16 protein-coding genes are annotated in these 20,611 nt (G+C 73.4%); 11 read left to right on the top strand and 5 right to left on the bottom strand.

From position 1 onward, the window contains the following. Positions 1-113 precede the first annotated feature (113 nt). Together PYR72_RS13000 and rsgA are read left to right on the top strand one after the other, a co-directional pair. Positions 114-950: an alpha/beta hydrolase gene (locus tag PYR72_RS13000; protein ID WP_275455495.1), complete on the top strand. Its 837-nt coding sequence runs from the start codon at positions 114-116 to the stop codon at positions 948-950. Positions 951-1,269: 319 nt separating this feature from the next. Further along, the gene (rsgA, locus tag PYR72_RS12995; RefSeq protein WP_275455494.1) at positions 1,270-2,379 is read left to right on the top strand and encodes a ribosome small subunit-dependent GTPase A; all 1,110 of its coding nucleotides are present in this window, start codon (positions 1,270-1,272) and stop codon (positions 2,377-2,379) included. A 47-nt stretch (positions 2,380-2,426) separates the two neighbouring features. Here rsgA and PYR72_RS12990 read toward each other — a convergent pair whose 3' ends face one another. After that, complete coding sequence (locus PYR72_RS12990) at positions 2,427-2,909, bottom strand: DUF456 domain-containing protein (protein ID WP_275455493.1); 483 nt, start codon at positions 2,907-2,909, stop codon at positions 2,427-2,429. A 332-nt stretch (positions 2,910-3,241) separates the two neighbouring features. Between PYR72_RS12990 and PYR72_RS12985 the strand changes: the two genes are divergently transcribed. Together PYR72_RS12985 and PYR72_RS12980 are read left to right on the top strand one after the other, a co-directional pair. After that, positions 3,242-5,293, top strand: a complete 2,052-nt coding sequence (locus PYR72_RS12985; protein WP_275455492.1) for a protein phosphatase 2C domain-containing protein — start codon at positions 3,242-3,244, stop codon at positions 5,291-5,293. A 442-nt stretch (positions 5,294-5,735) separates the two neighbouring features. Continuing rightward, positions 5,736-6,230: an ATP-binding protein gene (locus PYR72_RS12980; protein ID WP_046774269.1), complete on the top strand. Its 495-nt coding sequence runs from the start codon at positions 5,736-5,738 to the stop codon at positions 6,228-6,230. A gap of 226 nt (positions 6,231-6,456) precedes the next feature. Here PYR72_RS12980 and PYR72_RS12975 read toward each other — a convergent pair whose 3' ends face one another. Then, positions 6,457-7,515: a DUF2637 domain-containing protein gene (locus PYR72_RS12975; protein ID WP_275455491.1), complete on the bottom strand. Its 1,059-nt coding sequence runs from the start codon at positions 7,513-7,515 to the stop codon at positions 6,457-6,459. Positions 7,516-7,850: 335 nt separating this feature from the next. Continuing rightward, positions 7,851-8,717, bottom strand: a complete 867-nt coding sequence (locus PYR72_RS12970) for a (2Fe-2S)-binding protein (RefSeq protein ID WP_275455490.1) — start codon at positions 8,715-8,717, stop codon at positions 7,851-7,853. A gap of 198 nt (positions 8,718-8,915) precedes the next feature. Here PYR72_RS12970 and PYR72_RS12965 point away from each other — a divergent pair, with 198 nt between their 5' ends. After that, a complete protein-coding gene (locus tag PYR72_RS12965) occupies positions 8,916-9,806 on the top strand; it encodes a GntR family transcriptional regulator (RefSeq protein WP_275455489.1) in 891 nt (296 codons plus the stop codon). Positions 9,807-9,943: 137 nt separating this feature from the next. Here PYR72_RS12965 and PYR72_RS12960 read toward each other — a convergent pair whose 3' ends face one another. Together PYR72_RS12960 and PYR72_RS12955 are read right to left on the bottom strand one after the other, a co-directional pair. Next, on the bottom strand, positions 9,944-10,720 hold the full coding sequence (locus tag PYR72_RS12960; RefSeq protein WP_037724290.1) for a hypothetical protein: 777 nt from the start codon (positions 10,718-10,720) through the stop codon (positions 9,944-9,946). 150 nt (positions 10,721-10,870) lie between these two features. Further along, on the bottom strand, positions 10,871-12,556 hold the full coding sequence (locus PYR72_RS12955; protein WP_275455488.1) for a PucR family transcriptional regulator: 1,686 nt from the start codon (positions 12,554-12,556) through the stop codon (positions 10,871-10,873). A 340-nt stretch (positions 12,557-12,896) separates the two neighbouring features. Here PYR72_RS12955 and PYR72_RS12950 point away from each other — a divergent pair, with 340 nt between their 5' ends. From PYR72_RS12950 to PYR72_RS12925, 6 genes are all read left to right on the top strand, one after another. After that, positions 12,897-13,787, top strand: coding sequence for a xanthine dehydrogenase family protein subunit M (locus PYR72_RS12950; protein ID WP_275455487.1), 891 nt, complete (start codon positions 12,897-12,899; stop codon positions 13,785-13,787). After that, entirely contained in the window at positions 13,787-14,389 is a 603-nt protein-coding gene (locus PYR72_RS12945; protein WP_275455486.1) for a (2Fe-2S)-binding protein, read from the top strand. The genes PYR72_RS12950 and PYR72_RS12945 overlap by 1 nt, the downstream gene beginning before the upstream one ends. Positions 14,390-14,392: 3 nt before the next feature. Further along, positions 14,393-16,780 carry a molybdopterin cofactor-binding domain-containing protein gene (locus PYR72_RS12940; protein ID WP_275455485.1) on the top strand — a complete coding sequence of 796 codons (2,388 nt, stop codon included), beginning with the start codon at positions 14,393-14,395 and terminating at the stop codon, positions 16,778-16,780. Positions 16,781-17,080: 300 nt separating this feature from the next. Then, positions 17,081-18,526: an NCS2 family permease gene (locus PYR72_RS12935; RefSeq protein ID WP_275455484.1), complete on the top strand. Its 1,446-nt coding sequence runs from the start codon at positions 17,081-17,083 to the stop codon at positions 18,524-18,526. Positions 18,527-18,578: 52 nt separating this feature from the next. Then, the gene (locus PYR72_RS12930) at positions 18,579-19,745 is read left to right on the top strand and encodes an XdhC/CoxI family protein (protein WP_275455483.1); all 1,167 of its coding nucleotides are present in this window, start codon (positions 18,579-18,581) and stop codon (positions 19,743-19,745) included. A gap of 91 nt (positions 19,746-19,836) precedes the next feature. Continuing rightward, positions 19,837-20,592, top strand: coding sequence for a hypothetical protein (locus PYR72_RS12925; RefSeq protein ID WP_275455482.1), 756 nt, complete (start codon positions 19,837-19,839; stop codon positions 20,590-20,592). Positions 20,593-20,611 lie beyond the last annotated feature (19 nt).

Here is a 20,611-nt window from a genome sequence, read left to right as displayed (position 1 = left end):
CCGGTGCACTCGCGGACGAGTGACAGGGGTTCGTTCTTCCTAGGGTCGTCCCAGTCCCGCACTGCGGGCCGCCGGCCGGACGCCGGCCATCGTCGAACGAAGGAACGATCCCCTTGCCGTACATCACCGTGGGTCAGGAAAACTCCACCACCATCGACCTCTACTACGAGGACCACGGCACGGGGCAGCCGGTCGTCCTCATCCACGGCTTCCCCCTCGACGGCCACTCCTGGGAGCGGCAGAGCGCCGTCCTGCTGGAGGCGGGACACCGCGTGATCACGTACGACCGCCGTGGTTTCGGACAGTCCAGCCAGCCGACCACGGGCTACGACTACGACACCTTCGCGGCCGACCTGAACACGGTCATGGAGACCCTCGACCTGCGGGACGCCGTCCTCGTCGGCTTCTCCATGGGCACCGGCGAGGTCGCCCGGTACGTGTCCGCCTACGGCACCGAGCGGGTCGCCAAGGTCGCGTTCCTCGCGTCGCTGGAGCCCTGCCTGCTGAAGTCCGACGACAACCCCGACGGGGTCGCTCCGAAGGAGTTCTTCGACGGAGTCGTCGCGGCCGTCAAGGCGGACCGCTACGCCTACTACACGGACTTCTACAAGGACTTCTACAACCTGGACGAGAACCTCGGCACCCGGATCAGCGAGGAAGCGGTCCGTCACAGCTGGGACGTCGCGGCGGGCGGCGGGTTCTTCGCCGCCGCCGCCGCGCCCTCCACCTGGTACACCGACTTCCGCCAGGACATCCCGGCCATCGACGTGCCGGCCCTGATCCTGCACGGCACGGGCGACCGCATCCTGCCCGTGGACGGCACCGCGCGCCTGTTCCACAAGGCGCTCCCGTCCGCCGACTACGTCGAGATCGAGGGTGCCCCGCACGGTCTGCTGTGGACGCACGCGCAGGAGGTCAACACCGCGCTCCTGGCCTTCCTGGAGAAGTGACGTCCCGCACGGGGCCGGCGCCCGGGGAGACCCGGGCGCCGGCCCCGCGGCGGTCGTTCGAAGCCGCCCGGAAAACAGGTGGCGTCCGCCGCCGGCTGTTCCTATCCTGAGGGGGCTTCACACGGTGGCCCGAGGCCACCGGTGTCGGACGTGTGTCAGTCGTACGGAGAAACGGGAGGTGTGACCGATGGCTGTCTCTGTGATGGGCGCTGCCCGCAACCAGAAGATCATCCACTCCACCTCCGTGGCCTCCGGCTGACCTTTCCCACCACAGCGCGCACACGCGTGCCGCCGGGGCCGCCCTTGTGAAGGGTTTCCCTTGAACCACCTTTCTCCTTCGGCTTCCTCGATCTCCTCGCACCCCCTCACCCCGTACGGCTGGGACGAGGGCTGGGAAGCGGAGTTCGCCGTCCACGCCGAGCAGGGCCTCCTGTCCGGCCGTGTCGTCCGCGTCGACCGAGGTCAGTGCGACGTCATCACCCCGGACGGCCTGCTGCGGGCCGACACCGCCTTCGTCACCCCCCACGACCCGCTGCGGGTGGTGTGCACGGGCGACTGGGTGGCCGTGGAACCCGCGGGCGACCCGCGGTACGTCCGCACCTTCCTGCCCCGCCGCAGTGCCTTCGTACGCTCCACCTCCTCCAAGCGCGCCGAGGGGCAGATCCTCGCGGCCAACGTCGACCACGCCGTGGTCGCCGTGTCGCTCGCCGTGGAACTCGACCTCGGCCGCGTCGAACGGTTCCTGGCGCTGGCCTGGGAGTCCGGGGCGCAACCGGTGGTCGTGCTCACCAAGGCCGACCTCGTGCCGGACGCCGCCACGCTGGCGCACCTGGTGCAGGACGTGGAGACCGTCGCGCCCGGCGTCGCCGTGCTGACGGTCAGTTCCGCCCTCGGTGAGGGCCTCGACGTCCTCGCCGCGGTGCTCTCCGGCGGGACCTCCGTCCTGCTCGGGCAGTCCGGCGCCGGCAAGTCGACCCTCGCCAACGCGCTGCTCGGCGAGGACGTGATGGACGTCCAGGCCATCCGTGACGTGGACGGCAAGGGACGGCACACCACCACCACCCGCAACCTCCTCGCCCTGCCCGGCGGTGGCGTCCTGATCGACACCCCCGGGCTGCGCGGCGTCGGCCTCTGGGACGCCGAGAGCGGGGTCGGGCAGGTCTTCGCCGAGATCGAGGCCCTCGCCGCCGACTGCCGCTTCCACGACTGCGCGCACATCGCCGAGCCCGGCTGCGCGGTCCTCGGCGCGGTCGAGTCCGGTGAACTGCCCGAGCGGCGGCTCGACAGCTACCGCAAGCTGCTCCGCGAGAACCAGCGGATCGTCGCCAAGAGCGACGCGCGGGTGCGGGCCGAGATCCGGAAGGACTGGAAGCGCAAGCACGCCGAGGGCCGCGCGGCCATGGAGGCCAAGCGGGGTGGTCTGCGCTGACCGTCCCGGCGGGCGGCTGAGCGGGGCCGGGCCTGCCCGGCCCCGGCTCAGTTCCCCAACACCACGCCCACCCACGCCCCCGCCACCAGCAGGCACGCGAAGAGTTCCGCCAGGACACTCGACCCGCCCTCGCGCATCGCCGTGCGGGTGGCGGCCCTCGCCGCCCCGTGGCGGCCCAGCCGCAGCCGTTCGGAGAGGTAGATACCGCCGACGAAGCCGGGGATCGCGCCGAGCACCGGGAGCAGCACGAAGCCGAGGAAGGCGCCGGAGCCCGCGTACACGCCCATGCGCGGGGTGGCGCCGCTCTCGGTCAGACGACGGGGCGGCAGGCCCCAGCGGACCGCCCAGGACGCCAGCAGCACCACGGTGGAGCCGACCAGTACCCACCAGGCGGCGGGCCGGGGGTCCTCCAGCGCCCACCACATGACCCCGGCCCATACCAGCCAGGACCCCGGCACGCCGGGCACCAGCACTCCGCACAGGCCGAGCAGCAGCACCACCGCGACCAGCAGGAGTTCCCACACTCCCATCTGCCCAGGGTGCAGGACCCCGCCCGAAAGCGCAGGTCAGGCAGGCCGGTCCCGGGCCACCACCGGGTCCCGCGGCGGGGTCCCGTCCCCGTCGGCGACCGAGGGATCCAGCCCCCACGGCGGTACCCCAGAAGCGTCGCGTACCCGGCACCGCGGCCTGGGCGGCACCGCCCGGCGGTCCCCGGACGCCCCCGTCCCACCGGTCTCCCGACTCCCTTGCCTCGCACCGGAGTTCGACGGGTAGTCCGACACGCCGCGTGGTCGTCGGCTCCGCAGGCTGATTTTCCGGATGCCCCGTTTTCATACGGCTCCCGAGGTGGACAATCAAGGGCATGAGCCAGCAGGGGGAGAGGCCCACCGGTCACGAGGACGACTGGTGGCGGCAGTTGTACGACGACACCACTGGGGACACCGGCCCCTCGGTCGCGGCCGATTCCCTCGACGACCGCTTCGCCTCGGCGGCGGACACGGTCGGGGAGTCGCCGGAGACACCGGAGACACCGGGCGGCGCGCCGGACGCGTCGGACGTGCCAGGGACGCCGGGGGCGTCGGGGACGTCGGGATCGGTGGGGGCCTCGGGGACGCCAGGGGCCTCGGGATCGGCGGGAGCCTCGGGATCGCCGGGCCCGGCCGGTCCGGCGGACGCGCCGCGGGCGGCGGGCGCGCGAGGTGCCTGGGGGGCCGTACCGGGCACCTCCGGTGCCTGGGCGGCCGTGCCGGGCACGTCGGCCGCGAGGAGCGCGTCCCGCGGCGGGTCCGAGGGACGCCCGTCCGGGCCGGTCGCCGGCCCGGACACGGCGAGGGGCTCCACTGGCGCGGCCCCGCGGCCCCCCGACCGCGCCCCGGTCCCGCACACGGACAGGGTGCCGCCCCAGAGCCGGTCGGCCGGATCCCGGGGCCGGGAAGGCGGGAGCGAGCAGGACGAGCACACGGTTCCCCTCGCGCCCTCGTCCCCGCCCACCGGCGCCACCCCGAACCCCGGCCCCACGACGCCGTCCGACCGGACGCCTCCGCCCCCCGACCACGCGCCTCCGCCCCCGGTCCCGGACCACGCCCCTGCGCCCCCGGCCCCCTCCCACGCGCCTGCGCCCCCGGCTCCCGCCCTGCCCCCCGACCGTGTGCCGCCTCCGGCGCCCCCCACCCCCGCCGAGGACCCCCGCCGGCACAGCGGGCTCGTCTCGCGGCGTGCGCCCTGGGAGCCGCCGGCGGCACAGCCGTCCGGGCCGGTGACCTTTCCGTCCGGGCCCACCCCGCCGGGCGTACGCGCGGTCGCGCCCTGGAGGGGCGCGCCCGCGCAGCGGTCCGCGGGCGGACAGCTCGCCGTGAGCCCGACGGCCGCCTCCTCGGCCGAACCGTCCGACGCCCCGCCCCCCACCCTCCAGGCGCAGGAGGTCACCCTGGTCACCGGGAGTCAGCGCGTCCGGGTCGACTACGTGGGGTCGGGGCCGCCCACGTACGACGCCGAGCCGACCACGCTGCCGCCGGCGGACCCGGAGGATCTCGGGGACCTGGTCTCGGACACGGTGCTGGACGGCGCGCGCTACGGGGCGTGCACCCTGCGTGCCGCGTCGCTGCGCGGCGATTCGGCGCGCTACCGGGGCGAACCGCGCCGCGACGCGCTCCTCACCGCCCGCTTCGGTCTCGGCGAACAGGCACTGGTCCTGGTGGCCATGGCGACCGGCGCCCGCGCCACCCCGGGTGCGCACCGCGCGGCGGCGGAGGCGTGCCGGTGGATCGGGCGGGCCGTCGGGCTGAGCCACGCCCGGCTGGTGGAGGACATCCGCGCGGCCCGGCGCGGTGACCTCAAGTCCGGGCTGCACCGGCTCACCGACCGCAGTCTCGGCAAACTGCGCGCCGGCGCGGTCGAGCAGGGGCTCGACCCGGAGGAGTACACGGCGAGCCTGCGCTGCCTGCTGATCCCGGCCGACCCCGGGTGCCGTACCCGCGTGTTCTTCGGGGTGGGTGCCGGCGGGCTGTTCCGGCTGCGGGACGGGGAGTGGCAGGACATAGAGCCCCGGGTCGCCGACACGGCCGGCGCGCCGGTGCTCGGCTTCGGCTCGCTGCCGCACGAGACCCCCGAGGGCGACCGCCTCACCATGGACCTCGGCATCACGACACCCCCGAGCCCGTACGAACCCGCTCCCGCGCCACCCCGCGAACCCTTCCGCTTCCGGGCGTCCGTGGCCCGGGAGGAGGACGTTCTGCTCCTGTGCAGCAGCGGTCTGGCCGAACCCCTGCGGGGAGAGGCCCCGCTCGCCGATCATCTGGCCTCGCGCTGGGGGGCGGGCGAGCCACCCGGTCTCGCCGCCTTCCTCGCCGACGCCCAGGTCAGGGTCAAGGGCTACGCGGACGACCGTACGGCCGCCGCCGTGTGGGAGGCGTGACGGCCCACCCGCGCGGTGAGGAAGGGGCGTCAATCAGCCGCGCCCCCTCGCGGTGGTGGCCCGTTCCGGCGCAGGTTTCCGGCCAATCAACATCATCGAGCCGGGTGGCCGGTTCGGGCGGGGAGCGCGGCGCGCGCGAGGTGGCCGTCTCCCGGTGTGCGGCGGCCGGATCCGCGCCCCCGCATGGGCGGTTGCGTCGGTCCGCCGCCCCGGGCGCGCGGTGCCGGACGTGCGGCGGGGCCGGCTCCGGCGGGCCATGTGAGGGTTTCGGGAGGGAACAAGCGCTCTCACGGCGTGCGGCGGCTGGCTTGACCCTGTGCGTTTGAGAGCGCACGGAGGGTCGTTGACGATTCGACATGAGTGCCGCGATCCGGACGGGGCATGGATCCCCGTGTACGTGTTCGGAACAGGGGGAATCGTCATCGGCGCGTGGGCGGGGGTCATGAAGAGGCAGGCACGAGGGAGCGGTCCCGTGGCGACAGGGGCCACCTCGGCAGAGACGGTGGAGGATGCGGTCGGCGACCCGATGGACAAGGCCGACGCCGAGCAGTTGGAGCGCACCCTGGGGCGGGCGGACCTGAAAGCCGTGCCCGAGGCCCGCAGGGCCCTGCGGGAACTGCTGCGGCAATGGGGCCGGCCGGAACGATCGGAGATAGCGGAGCTGCTGACGAGCGAGCTGGTCACCAACGCACTCATCCACACCGACCACGACGCGGTGCTGACCGCGACGGTCTCACCGAGCGGACTCCACGTGGAGGTCCGGGACTTCGTGGGACGCAGGCCCAGACCGAGGGTGCCGAACGGCGACGAGAGCACCGGCGGACGCGGCCTCTTCCTCGTCCAGGCCCTCGCCGACGCCTGGGGCGTACGGCCCCACGGGGTGGGCAAGGCGGTGTGGTTCGACCTCGACGGCGGGCTGACGGCCCCCTCGACGTGAGCCGGTCGATGCCCGGAACGGCCAATGCGCGAACGGCCAATGCGCGAACGGCCAATGCCCGAACGGCCAATGCCCGAACGGCCAATGCCCGAACGGGCGATGCCCGAACGGGCGATGCATGAACGGTCCATGCATGAACGGTCCATGCAGGAAACGGACAGGGGCGCGGCTTCCTGCCGCGCCCCTGTCCGATGTGTGGCTCCTCTGTTCGAGCCCTCGTTCGTGCTCAGCCGAACTGCTGCTCCAGGTCCTTGAGCTTGCGCTCCAGGGAGTCCAGTCGCGGCAGGGCCATGGTGTCGTCCTCGGCGGTGAGGTCGACGGTGAGCGACTTGTCAGCGTTGCGCACGGGCTGCAGGGAGGGACGCGAGCGCACGGGCAGCTGCTCCGGCGTCGATATGGCAGGCTCCGAGGCCACCTGGGCCGCGGGTACACGCTCCACGGTGGTGTCCACCTGGCGCTGGCCACCGCCGCCGCCACCGCCGCCACGACCGGGCAGACCCCGGTGGCCGCGGCTGATCGCCTTGAGGTGGGCGCGCTCCAGACGCTCCTGCTCGCGCTTGCGTGACCGGTTCTCCTCCTTCATCCGCTTGTCCTCGCGGACCTCGTCCACGGCCTCGTCCAGGCTGCGCACGCCCTCCAGGAGCATCAGCGACCAGGCCCGGTACGTCTCACGCGGGGCCCGCAGCCAGCGGACCACGCGGATCTGCGGCAGCGGACGCGGCACGAGGCCCTGCTCGCGCAGCGCGGCCCGGCGGGTCTGCTTCAGAGCGCGGTCGAACAGCACCGCGGCGGAGAGGGACATGCCGGCGAAGAACTGCGGGGCGCCGTCGTGGCCGAGGCCCCGGGGTGCGTGCACCCAGTTGAACCAGGCCGCCGCACCGGCGAACGTCCAGACGAGTATCCGGGAGCCCAGGGCCGCGTCGCCGTGGCTGGCTTCGCGCACCGCCAGCACCGAGCAGAACATGGCGGCGCCGTCCAGGCCGAACGGAACGAGGTACTGCCACCCGTCGGTGAGGCCCAGATTCTGCTCACCGAAGCCGACCAGCCCGCGGAAGGAGAGCGCGGCGGCGACCGCGGCACAGCAGAAGAGGAGGATGTAGGAGAAGAGGCCGTAGAGGCTCTCCTTGCGCCTGCGGCGTTCCTCGCTGCGTTCCCAGGAATCCTCGGTCTTCGCGTGCTCCCCGGAGCGCTTGCCGCGCGCGAGCACCGCAACCGCCGCCAGCATCCCCAGGAGCAGTACGGCGCCCGGAAGCAGCCAGTTCAGCGATATGTCGGTCAATCTCATCAGGGGTCCCTTGCATTGGGATAGGGCGTAACGCCCGCCATAGTGGCCCAATCCTCGCGGCCCTCAGGGGGTTTCGGGGCAAGAGACCGCCAAGGAAGTGCAATGAGTGACGCCAGGCGGCATTCTGCTCGAACTACCGCGCGAGGGACGGGAGTTGAGTGCGAGTGAGATTACCCGTTCGAGTGGTTCCACGGAAAGTTCCTGCGCCAAGTGAGGAACTTGTGAACTACCTGTAATCAAACGGGGGCCCACTCGGATTTGATCTTACGGCACATGCCGCGGGCGATCACCGGGGGGTCACCCGGCGAGAAGCATCCCCGTCCCGCGAGGGTCCGTCAACTGGTGGAGGCCGCCGTCAGTTTGCCGATCCGGTCCGCCTCACAGGTGCGCGGGCAGGTGACGCAGGTGTCCTGCGGGGCCAGCGTGTAGAACATGCAGCAGCTCGCCCGGTCCCGGGTGGGCAGCGACTCGCCGCCGGGCCCGGTCAGTTCGCGGAAGCCGGCGGCGCCCACGTACGGCCGGGTCGCACCCGGCAGCAGCAGTTCCAGCTCGCGCCTGCAGCGCTCCTGCTCGTCGGCGCCCAGGAGTTCGGAGACGTACCAGATCCCCTCGACGATCTCGTCGGTCGCCATGCCCCACAGTGCCCGCCCGCGCCGCCGCATCCGGGGGCCGAAGCCGCCGAGCACCGGCTCTATGTGCTCGGCGAACGCCGCCCGCACCTCGGTCCGCAGCGCCTCCTCGTCCGGCACCACCCGGGCGCCCGGCTCACCGGCCGCCGGATCGCCCGGCAGGCAGCTGAACGTCCCGCCGCGCACCGCCAGCCGGCTCTCCTCGCGGTGGAACGCCACCTCCCCGGCGGGGAACCGGGGCACCCGGCGCCGCAGGAACCAGGGGACGGTGAACAGGAGGCAGGCGTACCAGGCGTACCGGTGCAGTCCGAAGGCCGCCACCACGTCCGGGCGCCCCTCGCGGCCGTGGTCCCGGCGGATCTGCGCCTCGTCCCAGGCGAGGAAGGCGTCCAGCTCGGGTCCGGCCGCCGCGAGTCCGGCGGCGGACACCCACCCCTCGCCGTCGGGCAGCGGATCCATGGGGGAGAGTTCTGTCACGCTCACCATCGGCAGGACCTCGGTCAGACGGGCGTACGCCGCCGTCAGCGGCGACGTGCGCGAGGCCGGGGCCGGTGCCGGAGCTGAGGGGGGCATACGGGGACCGCCGTTTCACCATCGCTGCCAGGTAAGGCTTACCTTACCCGAGGTGGTCGAGGTTTGAACTGAGGGCATGTGCGCCTATGGTGCTTTACGACCGGTAACAACCCCAGTAGTGACCTAAGCGCCCCGATGTACCCCGGCGGGCCGCGCTGCTCGATCACTCGACACACGACTCGGCTCGCAGGAGGACCCGTGGAGCAGGCCGGACCGCGCTCGCGTCAGGCCACCCCGCGTGCGCCGGAGGCCGCCGCCGCCCGCCCCGCGTCGGCCTACCGCGTGCCCGCGCAGCCCGGTGTCGCGGACGTCGACCGGGAGCGGGGCATCGCCGCCGACGGCGGCGGCCCGGCCGCGGTGCGCCGCGACACCGGCACCGGCGCCGACACGGTCCGAGGCGAGCACACCCACAGCGAGACCCCCATTCCGCTGCCGCGTGCGCCCGAGCGCCCCGTCGTCCAGCGGTCCTCCGTGCGGGGGCAGATCCTCGACGCGCTGCGGGCCGCGCTCGCGGGCGGCGAGCTGACGCCGGGAGAGGTGTACTCGGCGCCCGCGCTGGGCGAGCGGTTCGGGGTCTCCGCGACCCCCGTGCGCGAGGCGATGCAGCAACTGGCCATCGAGGGCGCGGTCGAGGTCGTGCCCAACCGGGGGTTCCGCGTCGTACGGCGGGGCGCCCGGGAACTGGCCGAGCTGGCCGAGGTGCGGGCGCTGCTGCAGGTGCCGGTGGTGCTGCGGCTCGCGCGCACGGTGCCGGCCGACCGCTGGGGCGAACTGCGGCCGCTCGCCGACGAGACGGCCCGCGCCGCGTCCTCCGGGTGCCGGGCCACGTACGGGGACGCGGACCGGGCCTTCCACCGGGGGGTGCTGGGGCTGGCCGGGAACGAGCAGCTTCTGCAGATCACGGACGATCTGCACCGGCGTACGCAACTCCCCCTGGGGACCGGGCGCTCGGGTGAGGCCGGGAGCGGGGGCCGGGTCGAGCTGATGGCCGACGCGGCGGAGCACATCGCGCTGCTGGACGCGTTGGTGGCGGAGGATCTGGAAGCGGCGTGCTGTCTGGTGGAGAAGCACTTCGGGGTGGGCGGCTGAGGTCGCGTCGGCGGCCGCGGCCCGGTGGGGCTTCTCGGGCAGTTCCCCGCGCCCCTGAAAAGCCGGGGCTGCGCCCCATGCTTTTCAGGCCCGCAGGGGCCTGATGCATTCAGGGGCGCGGGGAACTGCGCGCCCCGTCACGCCGTCGCGGCCGGCGGTGGCGCCAACTGCCGGGCCAGCCACGTCGGTACGCCGCCGAGCAGCCGGAACAACCGCCCCGCCTCCTCCCGCAGCCGGGACGCCTCCGGTTCGGACTCGGTCTCCGCGAGGGCGACGAGCGCCGGGGCGGTGCCGACCAGATAGCCCAACTCCTCCCGAATACGCAGGGATTCGGCGAACCCGTGCCGCGCCTCGGCCAGCTCGCCGTCCCGCAGGGCGAGCCCGGCGAGGTGACGCCAGGTGAAGGACTGCAGCAGCAGGTCCTCGTGGGCGGTGGCCCCGGCGTGGGCCCGGCGGTAGGCCGCGCGGGCGGCCTGCGGGGAGCGGGCCAGGTTCTCGGCGAGGACGCCCCGCCGGAAGTCGAGCAGGGCCCGGCCGGGCGCGCCGGGAGCGATCAGGGCCGCCGCCCGGCCGAGCGCGGCCCGCGCCTCGTCGGCGCGGTCCCGGACACGCAGCAGCGTGGCCGCGTACGCCAGTTGCCCCCGCTCGCAGGCCGCGGCGCCCCGCTCGTCGTCGGTGCGGGCCTGCGCCTCGGCCGTGCGCAGCGCGTCCTCGGCCTCCTCCCAGCCCTGCTCGGTGTAGAGGCAGCGTTCGACGAGCAGCGAGGTCCGCTGCAGCGCGGCCTGTGGGGTGTCGGGCTCGATCAGGGCTGCCGCGTCGACCCAGCACGCGCGTGAGCGCAGCCGCCATACCGCGGTCTGGAGTGGATCGTCACCGGCGGTCGTTCCGTTACCAGACATGGCGGTATGCGCCACGTTGCCCTCCCCGAGCACGCCCTTGAGCTTTGAGTGGTGGCCGCATCTCAGCACGGATTCCGGCGCCCGGCCAAGGGGGTGGGTGAAGGAATTCACAAAGTCATGGGGTGCGGACGGCGCACTTGGATCTTCGCCCACCACCCCATCGCCTCAGCTCATGCGCAGGGCCAGGAAGAAGTCCAGTTTGTCCTCCAGTCGGGAGAGGTCCCGTCCCGTCAACTGCTCGATGCGGCCCACCCGGTAGCGCAGCGTGTTGACGTGCAGGTGGAGCCGCGCGGCGCAGCGTGTCCAGGAGCCGTCGCACTCCAGGAACGCCTCCAGGGTGGGGATCAGCTCGGCGCGGTGCCGCCGGTCGTAGTCGCGCAGGGGGTCCAGGAGCCGGGCCGTGAAGGCGCGGCGCACGTCGTCGGGGACGAAGGGCAGCAGCAGCACGTGCGACGCCAGTTCCTGATGGCCCGCCGCGCACACCCGGCCAGAGCGGGCCGCCGCGACCCGGCGGGCGTGCCGGGCCTCCTCCAGCGCGCCGCGCAGGCCCTCCGCCGAGTGCACGGCCGCGCTCACGCCGAGGGTGAGCCGTCCGTCGTCGTCGAGTCCGGCGGCCAGCGGGTCCCGTACGGCGGTGAGGAGCGTGTCGGCGTGGATGCCGGGCTCCGTTCCGTCGGGCCCCGAGGCGAGCGCGGGGAGCGGGACGAGGGCGACGGCCTCCTCACCCGTGTGGGCGACGGCGATACGGTCCGAGGGCTCCGGCCCCGTCGCCAGGGGGTCGACGAGGATCTCCTCCAGCAGCGCCTGGGTGACCGGGCCGCCGTCGGCCGCCTCGCCGTCCCGGTCGAGGCGGGCCACGACGATCTGCCAGTGCGGCGCCGACCCGAGGCCGGGCAGCAGCACCGGCGCGGCCACCCGCAGCCGGGCCGCGATCTCGGCCGGGGCCGCCCCCGCCTGCACCAGCTCCAGGACCTCCTGCGCGAGCCGGCGCCGTACCGTACGCGCCGCGTCGCGCCGGTCCCGCTCGACCGCGATCAGCTGGGTGACGCCGTACAGCAGGTCGAGCCGCTCGGCCGGCCAGTCCCCGGCGTCGGCCTCGACCGCGAGGAGCCACTCGGACAGCACGGCCATGCGCTCGTCGCGGGCGGCGGCCCCGCCGGAGTCCGTGCCGCGGCCCGCGCCGCCGACCGGGAAGAGCGAGTACGTGGTGGTGCCGACGCTCACGCGGTGCGGTCCCCGGCGTCCCGTGCGGGTCGCGGCGAGGTGCTCGGCGGCCAGCCGCGCGCGCAGCTCCGCGGGCAGGGCGGGCCCGCCGTCCTCGGGGCCCGCGACGAGCCGGCCGGTGGGGGAGAGCACCCAGGCGCGCAGGTCCAGGTCCGAGCCCAGCAGGTCCAGCACCACGTCCGGGCCGCCGCCCGCGGGGCCCGAGGTCATCATCCGGCGGTGCCGGTCCACCACCGCCGCCAGATCCCCGGCGCGCTCCCCGGAGACCTGCCGTACGACGTGCTCGGTGATCGTCGCGAAGGCCACCGACTCGTGGACCGCGAAGAGCGGGAGCCGGTGCCGGGCGCAGGCCACGACGAGGTCCTCCGGAATGTCGCCCAGCTCGGCCTCCCCGGCCGCCAGCGCCGCCACCCCGGCACCGGCCAGGAGCCGTACGAAGGGCTCGGAGTCGGCGGCGTCGCGGCGCCAGGCCAGGCCGGTGAGCACCAGCTCGCCGCCGGAGAGGTAGCGGCTGGGGTCCCTGAGATCGGTGGTCATCACACCGCGCACGGTGCGGTCCAGCTCGTCCCCGCCGCCGAGCAGCCGCAGACCCAGCGCGTCGGTGTCCAGCAGTGCGCGCAGCCGCATTCTAGTCGCCGCCGTTCTTGTCTAGAAAACAACGTTCGGTTCGCCCGGGAAGCAGGTCCGGGGCTTCCGGGGGAGGGTGGTCGTGGAGGCCGGGACCCCGCGTGTGTGCGGGATGTTTCCAGCCGAAAACGCAGAGGTTGCTGACGGCCTCCGTTCATACGAATCTACAAGATGCGCCCCTTGGCCAGCCAACTCCTTCATGTTTTCCGTGACTGACCGGGGCCCGGCGGGCGCTGTGTACTGAGACACACCACACGTGAACAGCCCATGGACGAGCCGGGCCCGCCACACACGATCTGGCTCAAAGAGAACGACACAGACGAAGAAGAGAGCCGGTCACATGGACTTCCTTCGCCCCGCCAGCTGGGAGGAGGCGCTCGCCGCGAAGGCCGAGCACCCCGCCGCTGTGCCGATCGCCGGCGGCACCGACGTGATGGTCGAGATCAACTTCGACCACCGGCGGCCCGCACACCTGCTCGACCTGAACCGGATCGGCGAACTCTCCGAGTGGGAGGTCGGCGCGGACACGGTCCGCCTCGGCGCGTCCGTCCCCTACACCCGGATCATGGAGAACCTCCGTACCGAGCTGCCCGGCCTCGCCCTGGCCTCGCACACGGTCGCCTCCCCGCAGATCCGCAACCGCGGCGGCGTCGGCGGCAACCTCGGTACCGCCTCCCCGGCCGGCGACGCCCACCCGGCCCTCCTCGCGGCGGGCGCCCAGGTCGAGGCCGAGTCCGTACGCGGCACCCGGCTCATCCCCATCGACGACTTCTACACCGGCGTCAAGCGCAACGCCCTCGCCCCGGACGAGCTGATCCGCGCCGTCCACATCGACAGGGCGGACGGCCCGCAGCAGTACTCCAAGGTCGGCACCCGCAACGCCATGGTCATCGCCGTGTGCGCCTTCGGGCTCGCCCTCCACCCGTCCTCGCGGACCGTCCGGACCGGCATCGGCTCGGCCGCGCCGACCCCCGTCCGGGCCAGGGCCGCCGAGGAGTTCCTGAACGCGGCGCTCGACGAGGGCGGCTTCTGGGACAACGGCCGGATCATCACCCCGTCGGTCGCCAAGCAGTTCGCCGACCTGTGCGCCGGCGCCTGCAACCCGATCGACGACGTCCGCGGCACCGCGAGCTACCGCCGCCACGCGGTCGGCGTCATGGCCCGCCGCACGCTGATGTGGACCTGGGAGTCCTACCGCGGCACCGCCGCCACCACGGAGGGAGTCGCGTAATGCGCGTCCGTTTCACGGTCAACGGCCGTCCCCAGGAAGCCGACGACGTGTGGGAGGGCGAGTCCCTGCTGTACGTGCTGCGCGAGCGGATGGGCCTGCCGGGTTCCAAGAACGCCTGCGAGCAGGGCGAATGCGGCTCCTGCACCGTCCGGCTGGACGGCGTGCCGGTGTGTTCGTGCCTGGTCGCCGCCGGACAGGTGGAGGGGCGGGAGGTCGTCACGGTCGAAGGGCTGGCCGACTTCGCCAAGCAGCGCGCGGAGAAGGGCGGTTGCGCGGCGGGCGCCTGCGATACGGCCGGTGCGGGCGGGACCTCGCTCGACGAGGCCAAGCGGTGGGCGGCCCGGGGCACCGACTCGCAGACCGGCGAGGGCGGCGAACTGTCGCCCGTCCAGCAGGCGTTCATCGACGCCGGCGCCGTGCAGTGCGGCTTCTGCACGCCGGGCCTGCTCGTCGCCGCCGACGAGATGCTGGAGCGTACCCCGAACCCCAGCGACGCGGACATCCGCGAGGCGCTGTCGGGCAACCTGTGCCGCTGCACCGGCTACGAGAAGATCATGGACGCGGTCCGCCTCGCGGCCGCCCGGCAGTCCGAAGGGGTCTGAGCCATGGGAACCACCGGCCTGCCCGTCCACCTCACCCAGGGCTCGCGCACCCGGGGCGGCATCGGCGAGTCCACACTCCGCCCCGACGGCACCCTCAAGGTCACCGGCGAGTTCGCGTACTCCTCCGACATGTGGCACGAGGACATGCTCTGGGGCCAGATCCTGCGCTCCACGGTCGCCCACGCCGAGATCGTCTCCATCGACACGGCCGAGGCCCTCGCCACCCCCGGCGTGTACGCCGTCATGACCTACGACGACCTGCCGACCGACGTCCGGAACTACGGCCTGGAGATCCAGGACACCCCGGTCCTCGCGCACGGCAAGGTCCGCCACCACGGCGAGCCCGTCGCGATCGTCGCCGCCGACCACCCGGAGACCGCGCGCCGCGCCGCCGCCAAGATCAAGGTGGAGTACCGCGAACTGCCGGTCGTCACCGACGAGGCCACCGCGACCGCGCCGGACGCCGTCCTCGTCCACGAGGGCCGCACCGACCACCATGTCGCGCACGTCGCCCACCCGAACATCGTCCACCGCCAGCCGATCGTCCGCGGCGACGTGGCGGCGGCCCGCGAGCGCGCCGACGTCATCGTCGAGGGCGAGTACGTCTTCGGCATGCAGGACCAGGCGTTCCTCGGCCCCGAGTCCGGGCTCGCCGTGCCCGCCGAGGACGGCGGGGTCGACCTCTACATCGCCACCCAGTGGCTCCACTCCGACCTGCGCCAGATCGCGCCCGTGCTCGGCCTGCCCGAGGACAAGGTCCGCATGACCCTGGCCGGCGTCGGCGGCGCCTTCGGCGGCCGCGAGGACCTGTCGATGCAGATCCACGCCTGTCTGCTGGCCCTGCGCACCGGCAAGCCCGTGAAGATCGTCTACAACCGTTTCGAGTCCTTCTTCGGGCACGTCCACCGCCACCCCGCGAAGCTGCACTACGAGCACGGGGCCACGCGCGACGGCAGGCTGACCCACCTCAAGGCCCGCATCGTCCTCGACGGCGGCGCCTACGCCTCCGCCTCCCCGGCCGTCGTCGGCAACGCGGCCTCCCTCGGCGCCGGACCGTACGTCGTCGAGGACGTCGACATCGAGGCGATCGCCCTCTACACCAACAACCCGCCCTGCGGCGCGATGCGCGGTTTCGGCGCGGTCCAGGCGTGCTTCGCCTACGAGGCACAGATGGACAAACTGGCGGCGAAGCTCGGCATGGACCCGGTGGAGCTGCGGCAGCTCAACGCCATGGAGCAGGGCACCCTGCTGCCGACGGGCCAGCCGGTGGACTCCCCGGCGCCGGTCGCCGAACTCCTGCGCCGCGTCAAGGCGATGCCCCTGCCGCCGGAGCAGCAGTGGCTCACGGCGGGCGAGGCCGCGGACGTACGCCAGCTGCCGGGCGGCCTGTCCAACACCACACACGGCGAAGGGGTCGTCCGGGGAGTCGGCTACGCCGTCGGCATCAAGAACGTCGGCTTCTCCGAGGGCTTCGACGACTACTCCACGGCCCGCGTCCGTATGGAGGTCGTCGGCGGAGAGGCCGTCGCCACCGTCCACACGGCCATGGCGGAGGTCGGCCAGGGCGGCATCACCGTCCACGCGCAGATCGCCCGCACGGAACTGGGCGTCGCCCGGGTGACGATCAACCCCGCCGACACCCAGGTGGGTTCGGCGGGCTCGACCTCCGCGTCCCGGCAGACGTACGTCACGGGCGGCGCGGTGAGGAACAGCTGCGAGCTGGTGCGGGAGAAGGTGCTGGAGCTGGGGCGCCGCAGGTTCGGTTCCCATCATCCGGCCTGGGCCACGGCCGAGTTGGTGCTGGAGGGCGGCAAGGTCGTCACCGACGGCGGTGAGGTGCTGGCCGACCTCGTGGACGTCCTCGGTGACGAGGCCGTCGAGGTCGAGGCGGAGTGGCGGCACCGGCCGACCGAACCCTTCGACCTGCGCACCGGGCAGGGGTTCGGCCACGTGCAGTACTCCTTCGCCGCGCACCGCGCGGTCGTCGAGGTCGACACCGAGCTGGGCATGGTCAAGGTCGTCGAACTGGCCTGCGCCCAGGACGTGGGCAAGGCGCTCAACCCGCTCTCCGTGGTGGGCCAGATCCAGGGCGGTACGACCCAGGGGCTCGGCATCGCGGTGATGGAGGAGATCATCGTCGACCCGAAGACCGCGAAGGTGCGCAACCCGTCCTTCACGGACTACCTCATCCCCACGATCCTCGACACGCCGACCATCCCCGTCGACGTGCTCGAACTCGCCGACGACCACGCGCCGTACGGGCTGCGGGGGGTCGGCGAGGCTCCGACCCTGTCGTCCACGCCGGCCGTCCTCGCGGCGATCCGCTCCGCGACGGGGCTGGAGTTGAACCGGACGCCGGTGCGGCCGGAGCATCTGACCGGTACGGCGTAGTTGTCGCCGCCGGGCGCGGGTCCGGTGGGGGTTGGTCGCGCAGTTCCCCGCGCCCCTGAAAAGCCGGTGCTGCGCCCCGTGCTTTTCGGCCCGCAGGGCCGGTGGCTTTCAGGCCCGCAGGGCCTGGTCTTTCAGGGGCGCGGGGAACTGCGCGACCAGCCCCCACCCACCCGCACCCGACAACGCAACCCACACGCACACCCCACCGTCTCGGGCCGTCCCCCGGGTCGGGCACCATCCCAAATCCCGCCGAAGCCCAGTGCAACGGCCGGGTCCCTGTGAACCTTGGGAGAACGCCCCATGGCCCAACAGTCGCTCCAGCCGAGGACGGCCGGCGACGGCACCCCCGACCCGACCGGCCGGTCCCGTCTCGACCGGTACTTCCAGATCACCCACCGAGGATCCACGCTCGCCCGAGAGGTCCGCGGCGGCGTCACCACCTTCATGGCGATGGCGTACATCCTCCTGCTCAACCCGCTCATCCTGTCCGGCCGGGACGCCGCCGGCACCCCCCTCGGCCAGCAGGCCCTGATCACGGCGACCGCCCTGGCGGCGGCCGTCACCACCCTCCTCATGGGCTTCGTCGGCCGGGTCCCGCTCGCCCTGGCCGCCGGCCTCTCCGTCTCCGGTGTCATCGCCTCGCAGGTCGTCCCCCGGATGACCTGGCCGCAGGCGATGGGCATGTGCGTGATCTACGGCGTGATCATCATGCTCCTGGTCGTCACCGGCCTGCGCGAGCTGATCATGAACGCCATCCCGCTGGCACTGAAGCACGCCATCACCATGGGCATCGGCCTCTTCGTCGCCCTGATCGGCTTCTACAAGGCCGGCTTCGTGCACCAAGGCGAGGCGACTCCGGTCAGCCTCGGGCCCGCGGGGGAGCTGGCCGGCTGGCCGGTCCTGCTCTTCGCGCTCACCCTCCTCGCGATCTTCATGCTCCAGGCCCGTGGCGTTCCCGGCGCGATCCTGCTCGGCATCGTCGGCGGTACGGTCCTCGCCGTCGTCCTCAACGCCCTCGGTGTCATCGACCCGAAGCAATGGGCGGGCGGCGCACCGGAGTTGCGCGGCGGCGCTATCTCGATGCCGGACTTCTCGCTGTTCGGGCACGTCGAGTTCGGCGGCTGGGGGGATGTCGGCGCCATGACGGTCGGCATGATCGTCTTCACACTCGTGCTCGCCGGGTTCTTCGACGCCATGGCCACCATCATCGGGGTGGGGACCGAGGCCGGGCTCGCCGACGACAGGGGCCGGATGCCGGGTCTGTCCAGGGCGCTGTTCATCGACGGCGCGGGCGGTGCGATCGGCGGGGTGGCCGGCGGCTCGGGCCAGACCGTCTTCGTCGAGTCGGCGACCGGCGTCGGCGAGGGCGCCCGCACGGGGCTCTCCTCGGTCGTCACCGGCCTGTTCTTCGCGGCCTGTCTGTTCCTCACCCCGCTCACGGCGATCGTGCCCGGCGAGGTCGCGGCCGCCGCTCTCGTCGTCATCGGCGCGATGATGATGACGAACGCCCGGCACATCGACTGGTCGGACCGGGCCACGGCGGTACCGGTCTTCCTGACCGTCGTCATCATGCCGTTCACGTACTCCATCACCGCGGGAGTCGCCGCCGGGGTCGTCTCCTACGCCGCCGTCAAACTGGCCCAGGGCCGGGCGCGGGAGGTCGGCGCGTTCATGTGGGGCCTGACGGCGGTCTTCCTCGTCTTCTTCGCCCTCCATCCGATCGAGGGCTGGCTGGGCGTGCGCTAGGCGCCCGGCGCCGAGTACCGTCCGCGGACCCGTTGCTTCAAGGAGACCGAACATGCTGGACATCGCCGAGGAACTGCACCGGTGGGTCGGGCAGGGGCGCGACTTCGCCGTGGCCACCGTGGTGGCCGTCGGCGGCAGCGCTCCCCGGCAGCCGGGCGCCGCCCTCGCGGTGGACGCCGAGGGCACGGCGATCGGCTCGGTCTCCGGCGGGTGCGTGGAGGGCGCCGTCTACGACCTGTGCCAACAGGCGCTGGCGGACGGCGAACCGGTGCTCGAACGCTTCGGCTACAGCGACGAGGACGCCTTCGCGGTCGGTCTGACCTGCGGCGGCGTCATCGACATCCTCGTCACCCCGGTCCGGACCGGCGACCCGGTCCGTCCGGTGGTCGCCGCCGCGCTCCGTGCCGCCGCGGGCGGGGAGGCGGCGGCGCTGGCCCGGATCGTCTCCGGCCCGGCGGACCTGCGGGGCCGCGCCCTGCTGGTCCGCCCGGACGGCTCGTACGCCGGCGGCTGTGGCGCCCATCCCGAACTGGACCGCACCGTGGCCGCCGAGGCCCGTGCCCTGCTCGACACCGGTCGCACGGGCACCCTGGAGATCGGGGAGCGGGGCTCACGGTGCGGAGCACCGCTCACCGTCCTCGTCGAGTCGTCCGTCCCGCCGCCCCGGATGATCGTCTTCGGCGCGATCGACTTCGCGTCGGCGCTGGTCCGCGTCGGCAAGTTCCTCGGCCACCACGTCACCGTCTGCGACGCCCGCCCCGTGTTCGCGACCCGCGACCGTTTCCCGGAGGCGGACGAGATCGTCGTCGACTGGCCCCACCGCTACCTGGAGCGGACCACCGTCGATGCCCGTACGGTCCTGTGCGTCCTCACCCACGACGCCAAGTTCGACATCCCGCTCCTCCAGCTCGCCCTGCGGCTCCCCGTCGCCTACGTCGGAGCGATGGGCTCCCGCCGCACCCACCTCGACCGCAACGAACGGCTCCGTCAAGCAGGCGTCACCGAAGGGGAGTTGGTCCGGCTCCGGTCCCCGATCGGCCTCGACCTCGGGGCCCGCACCCCGGAGGAGACGGCCCTGTCCATCGCCGCCGAGATCGTCGCCGCCCGGCGCGGCGGCAGCGGCGTCCCCCTGACCGGCGCGCACACCCCGATCCACCACGACGCTTCCCCCGACCGTTCACCCGCCGCCACGCGACTGCCGGGCCTGCGGGTCTCCTGAGCCCCCGACCCGAACCCGCGCCCGCGACTTGACCTCCGCAGGGCGAGGACGGACCGTTGCTCCAGGACAACAGCACTACGGGGGCGGTCAGTTGAGCGCGGCGAACGACGACGGGCGCCCGGCCGCGGGCGCGGACGACAGCGGAAGTGACGCCGGGAACGAGGACGGACGCGCCGACGGCACGCCCGCGGGCGAGCGCACCGACGACCGGGACCCCGAGACCGACGACCGGGACCCCGGTACGGACGGCGACCCAGGCGCTCCCGCCCCCGACCGTCGGCTGTCCACCGTCTCGACCACCCTGCTCGGCCTCTTCCTCCTCGCCGACGTCGTCTTCGTCTGCGGGGCCCTGGTGACGCTCTGGCCCGTGGTGCTCGCGACGGTCGAACCCGGGGCGGAGCCGACGGCCACCGCGCGCTGGTCACCCTTCGGCCTCGGCGACTGGTCCCTGACCGCCGACACCGCGATGCTGCTCGCCGTGGTCGTGTGCAGCGCGCTGGGCAGCTTCGTCCACGCGGCCACCTCGTTCGCGACCTACGTCGGCAACCGGCGGCTCTACGCGAGCTGGCTGTGGTGGTACCTCCTGCGCGCCGGCATCGGCGTGGCCCTGGCCCTGCTCGTGTACCTCCTGCTGCGCGGCGGCCTGTTCGCGGGCAGCTCCGGTGCGGGGGCCACCAACCCGTACGGCTTCTCCGGCATCGCCGGGCTCTGCGGACTGTTCTCCAAACAGGCCACCGACAAGCTCCGCGAGATCTGCGACACCCTCCTCAGCACCACGGGCGACGGCGACCGCGACCGCCGCGACGGCCTGGCCACCCCCCGGAACGGCGACCCGGGCACACCCTGACCACCGCCCGGTCCGCGAT

The sequence above is a fragment of the Streptomyces sp. VNUA24 genome, assembly GCF_029167005.1.
GTDB classification, from domain to species: Bacteria; Actinomycetota; Actinomycetes; order Streptomycetales; family Streptomycetaceae; genus Streptomyces; species Streptomyces scabiei.
Note: the sequence above shows the minus strand (reverse complement) of the source record. Positions and strands in the feature narration are given on the sequence as shown.

Excerpts from the sequence above, each read along its gene's own strand:
- PYR72_RS12990 (WP_275455493.1), bottom strand. The coding sequence starts at position 2,909 with ATGGGAGTGTGGGAACTCCTGCTGGTCGCGGTGGTGCTGCTGCTCGGC.
- PYR72_RS12985 (WP_275455492.1), top strand. The coding sequence starts at position 3,242 with ATGAGCCAGCAGGGGGAGAGGCCCACCGGTCACGAGGACGACTGGTGG.
- PYR72_RS12980 (WP_046774269.1), top strand. The coding sequence starts at position 5,736 with ATGAAGAGGCAGGCACGAGGGAGCGGTCCCGTGGCGACAGGGGCCACC.
- PYR72_RS12975 (WP_275455491.1), bottom strand. The coding sequence starts at position 7,515 with ATGAGATTGACCGACATATCGCTGAACTGGCTGCTTCCGGGCGCCGTA.
- PYR72_RS12970 (WP_275455490.1), bottom strand. The coding sequence starts at position 8,717 with ATGCCCCCCTCAGCTCCGGCACCGGCCCCGGCCTCGCGCACGTCGCCG.
- PYR72_RS12955 (WP_275455488.1), bottom strand. The coding sequence starts at position 12,556 with ATGCGGCTGCGCGCACTGCTGGACACCGACGCGCTGGGTCTGCGGCTG.
- PYR72_RS12950 (WP_275455487.1), top strand. The coding sequence starts at position 12,897 with ATGGACTTCCTTCGCCCCGCCAGCTGGGAGGAGGCGCTCGCCGCGAAG.
- PYR72_RS12945 (WP_275455486.1), top strand. The coding sequence starts at position 13,787 with ATGCGCGTCCGTTTCACGGTCAACGGCCGTCCCCAGGAAGCCGACGAC.
- PYR72_RS12940 (WP_275455485.1), top strand. The coding sequence starts at position 14,393 with ATGGGAACCACCGGCCTGCCCGTCCACCTCACCCAGGGCTCGCGCACC.
- PYR72_RS12935 (WP_275455484.1), top strand. The coding sequence starts at position 17,081 with ATGGCCCAACAGTCGCTCCAGCCGAGGACGGCCGGCGACGGCACCCCC.
- PYR72_RS12930 (WP_275455483.1), top strand. The coding sequence starts at position 18,579 with ATGCTGGACATCGCCGAGGAACTGCACCGGTGGGTCGGGCAGGGGCGC.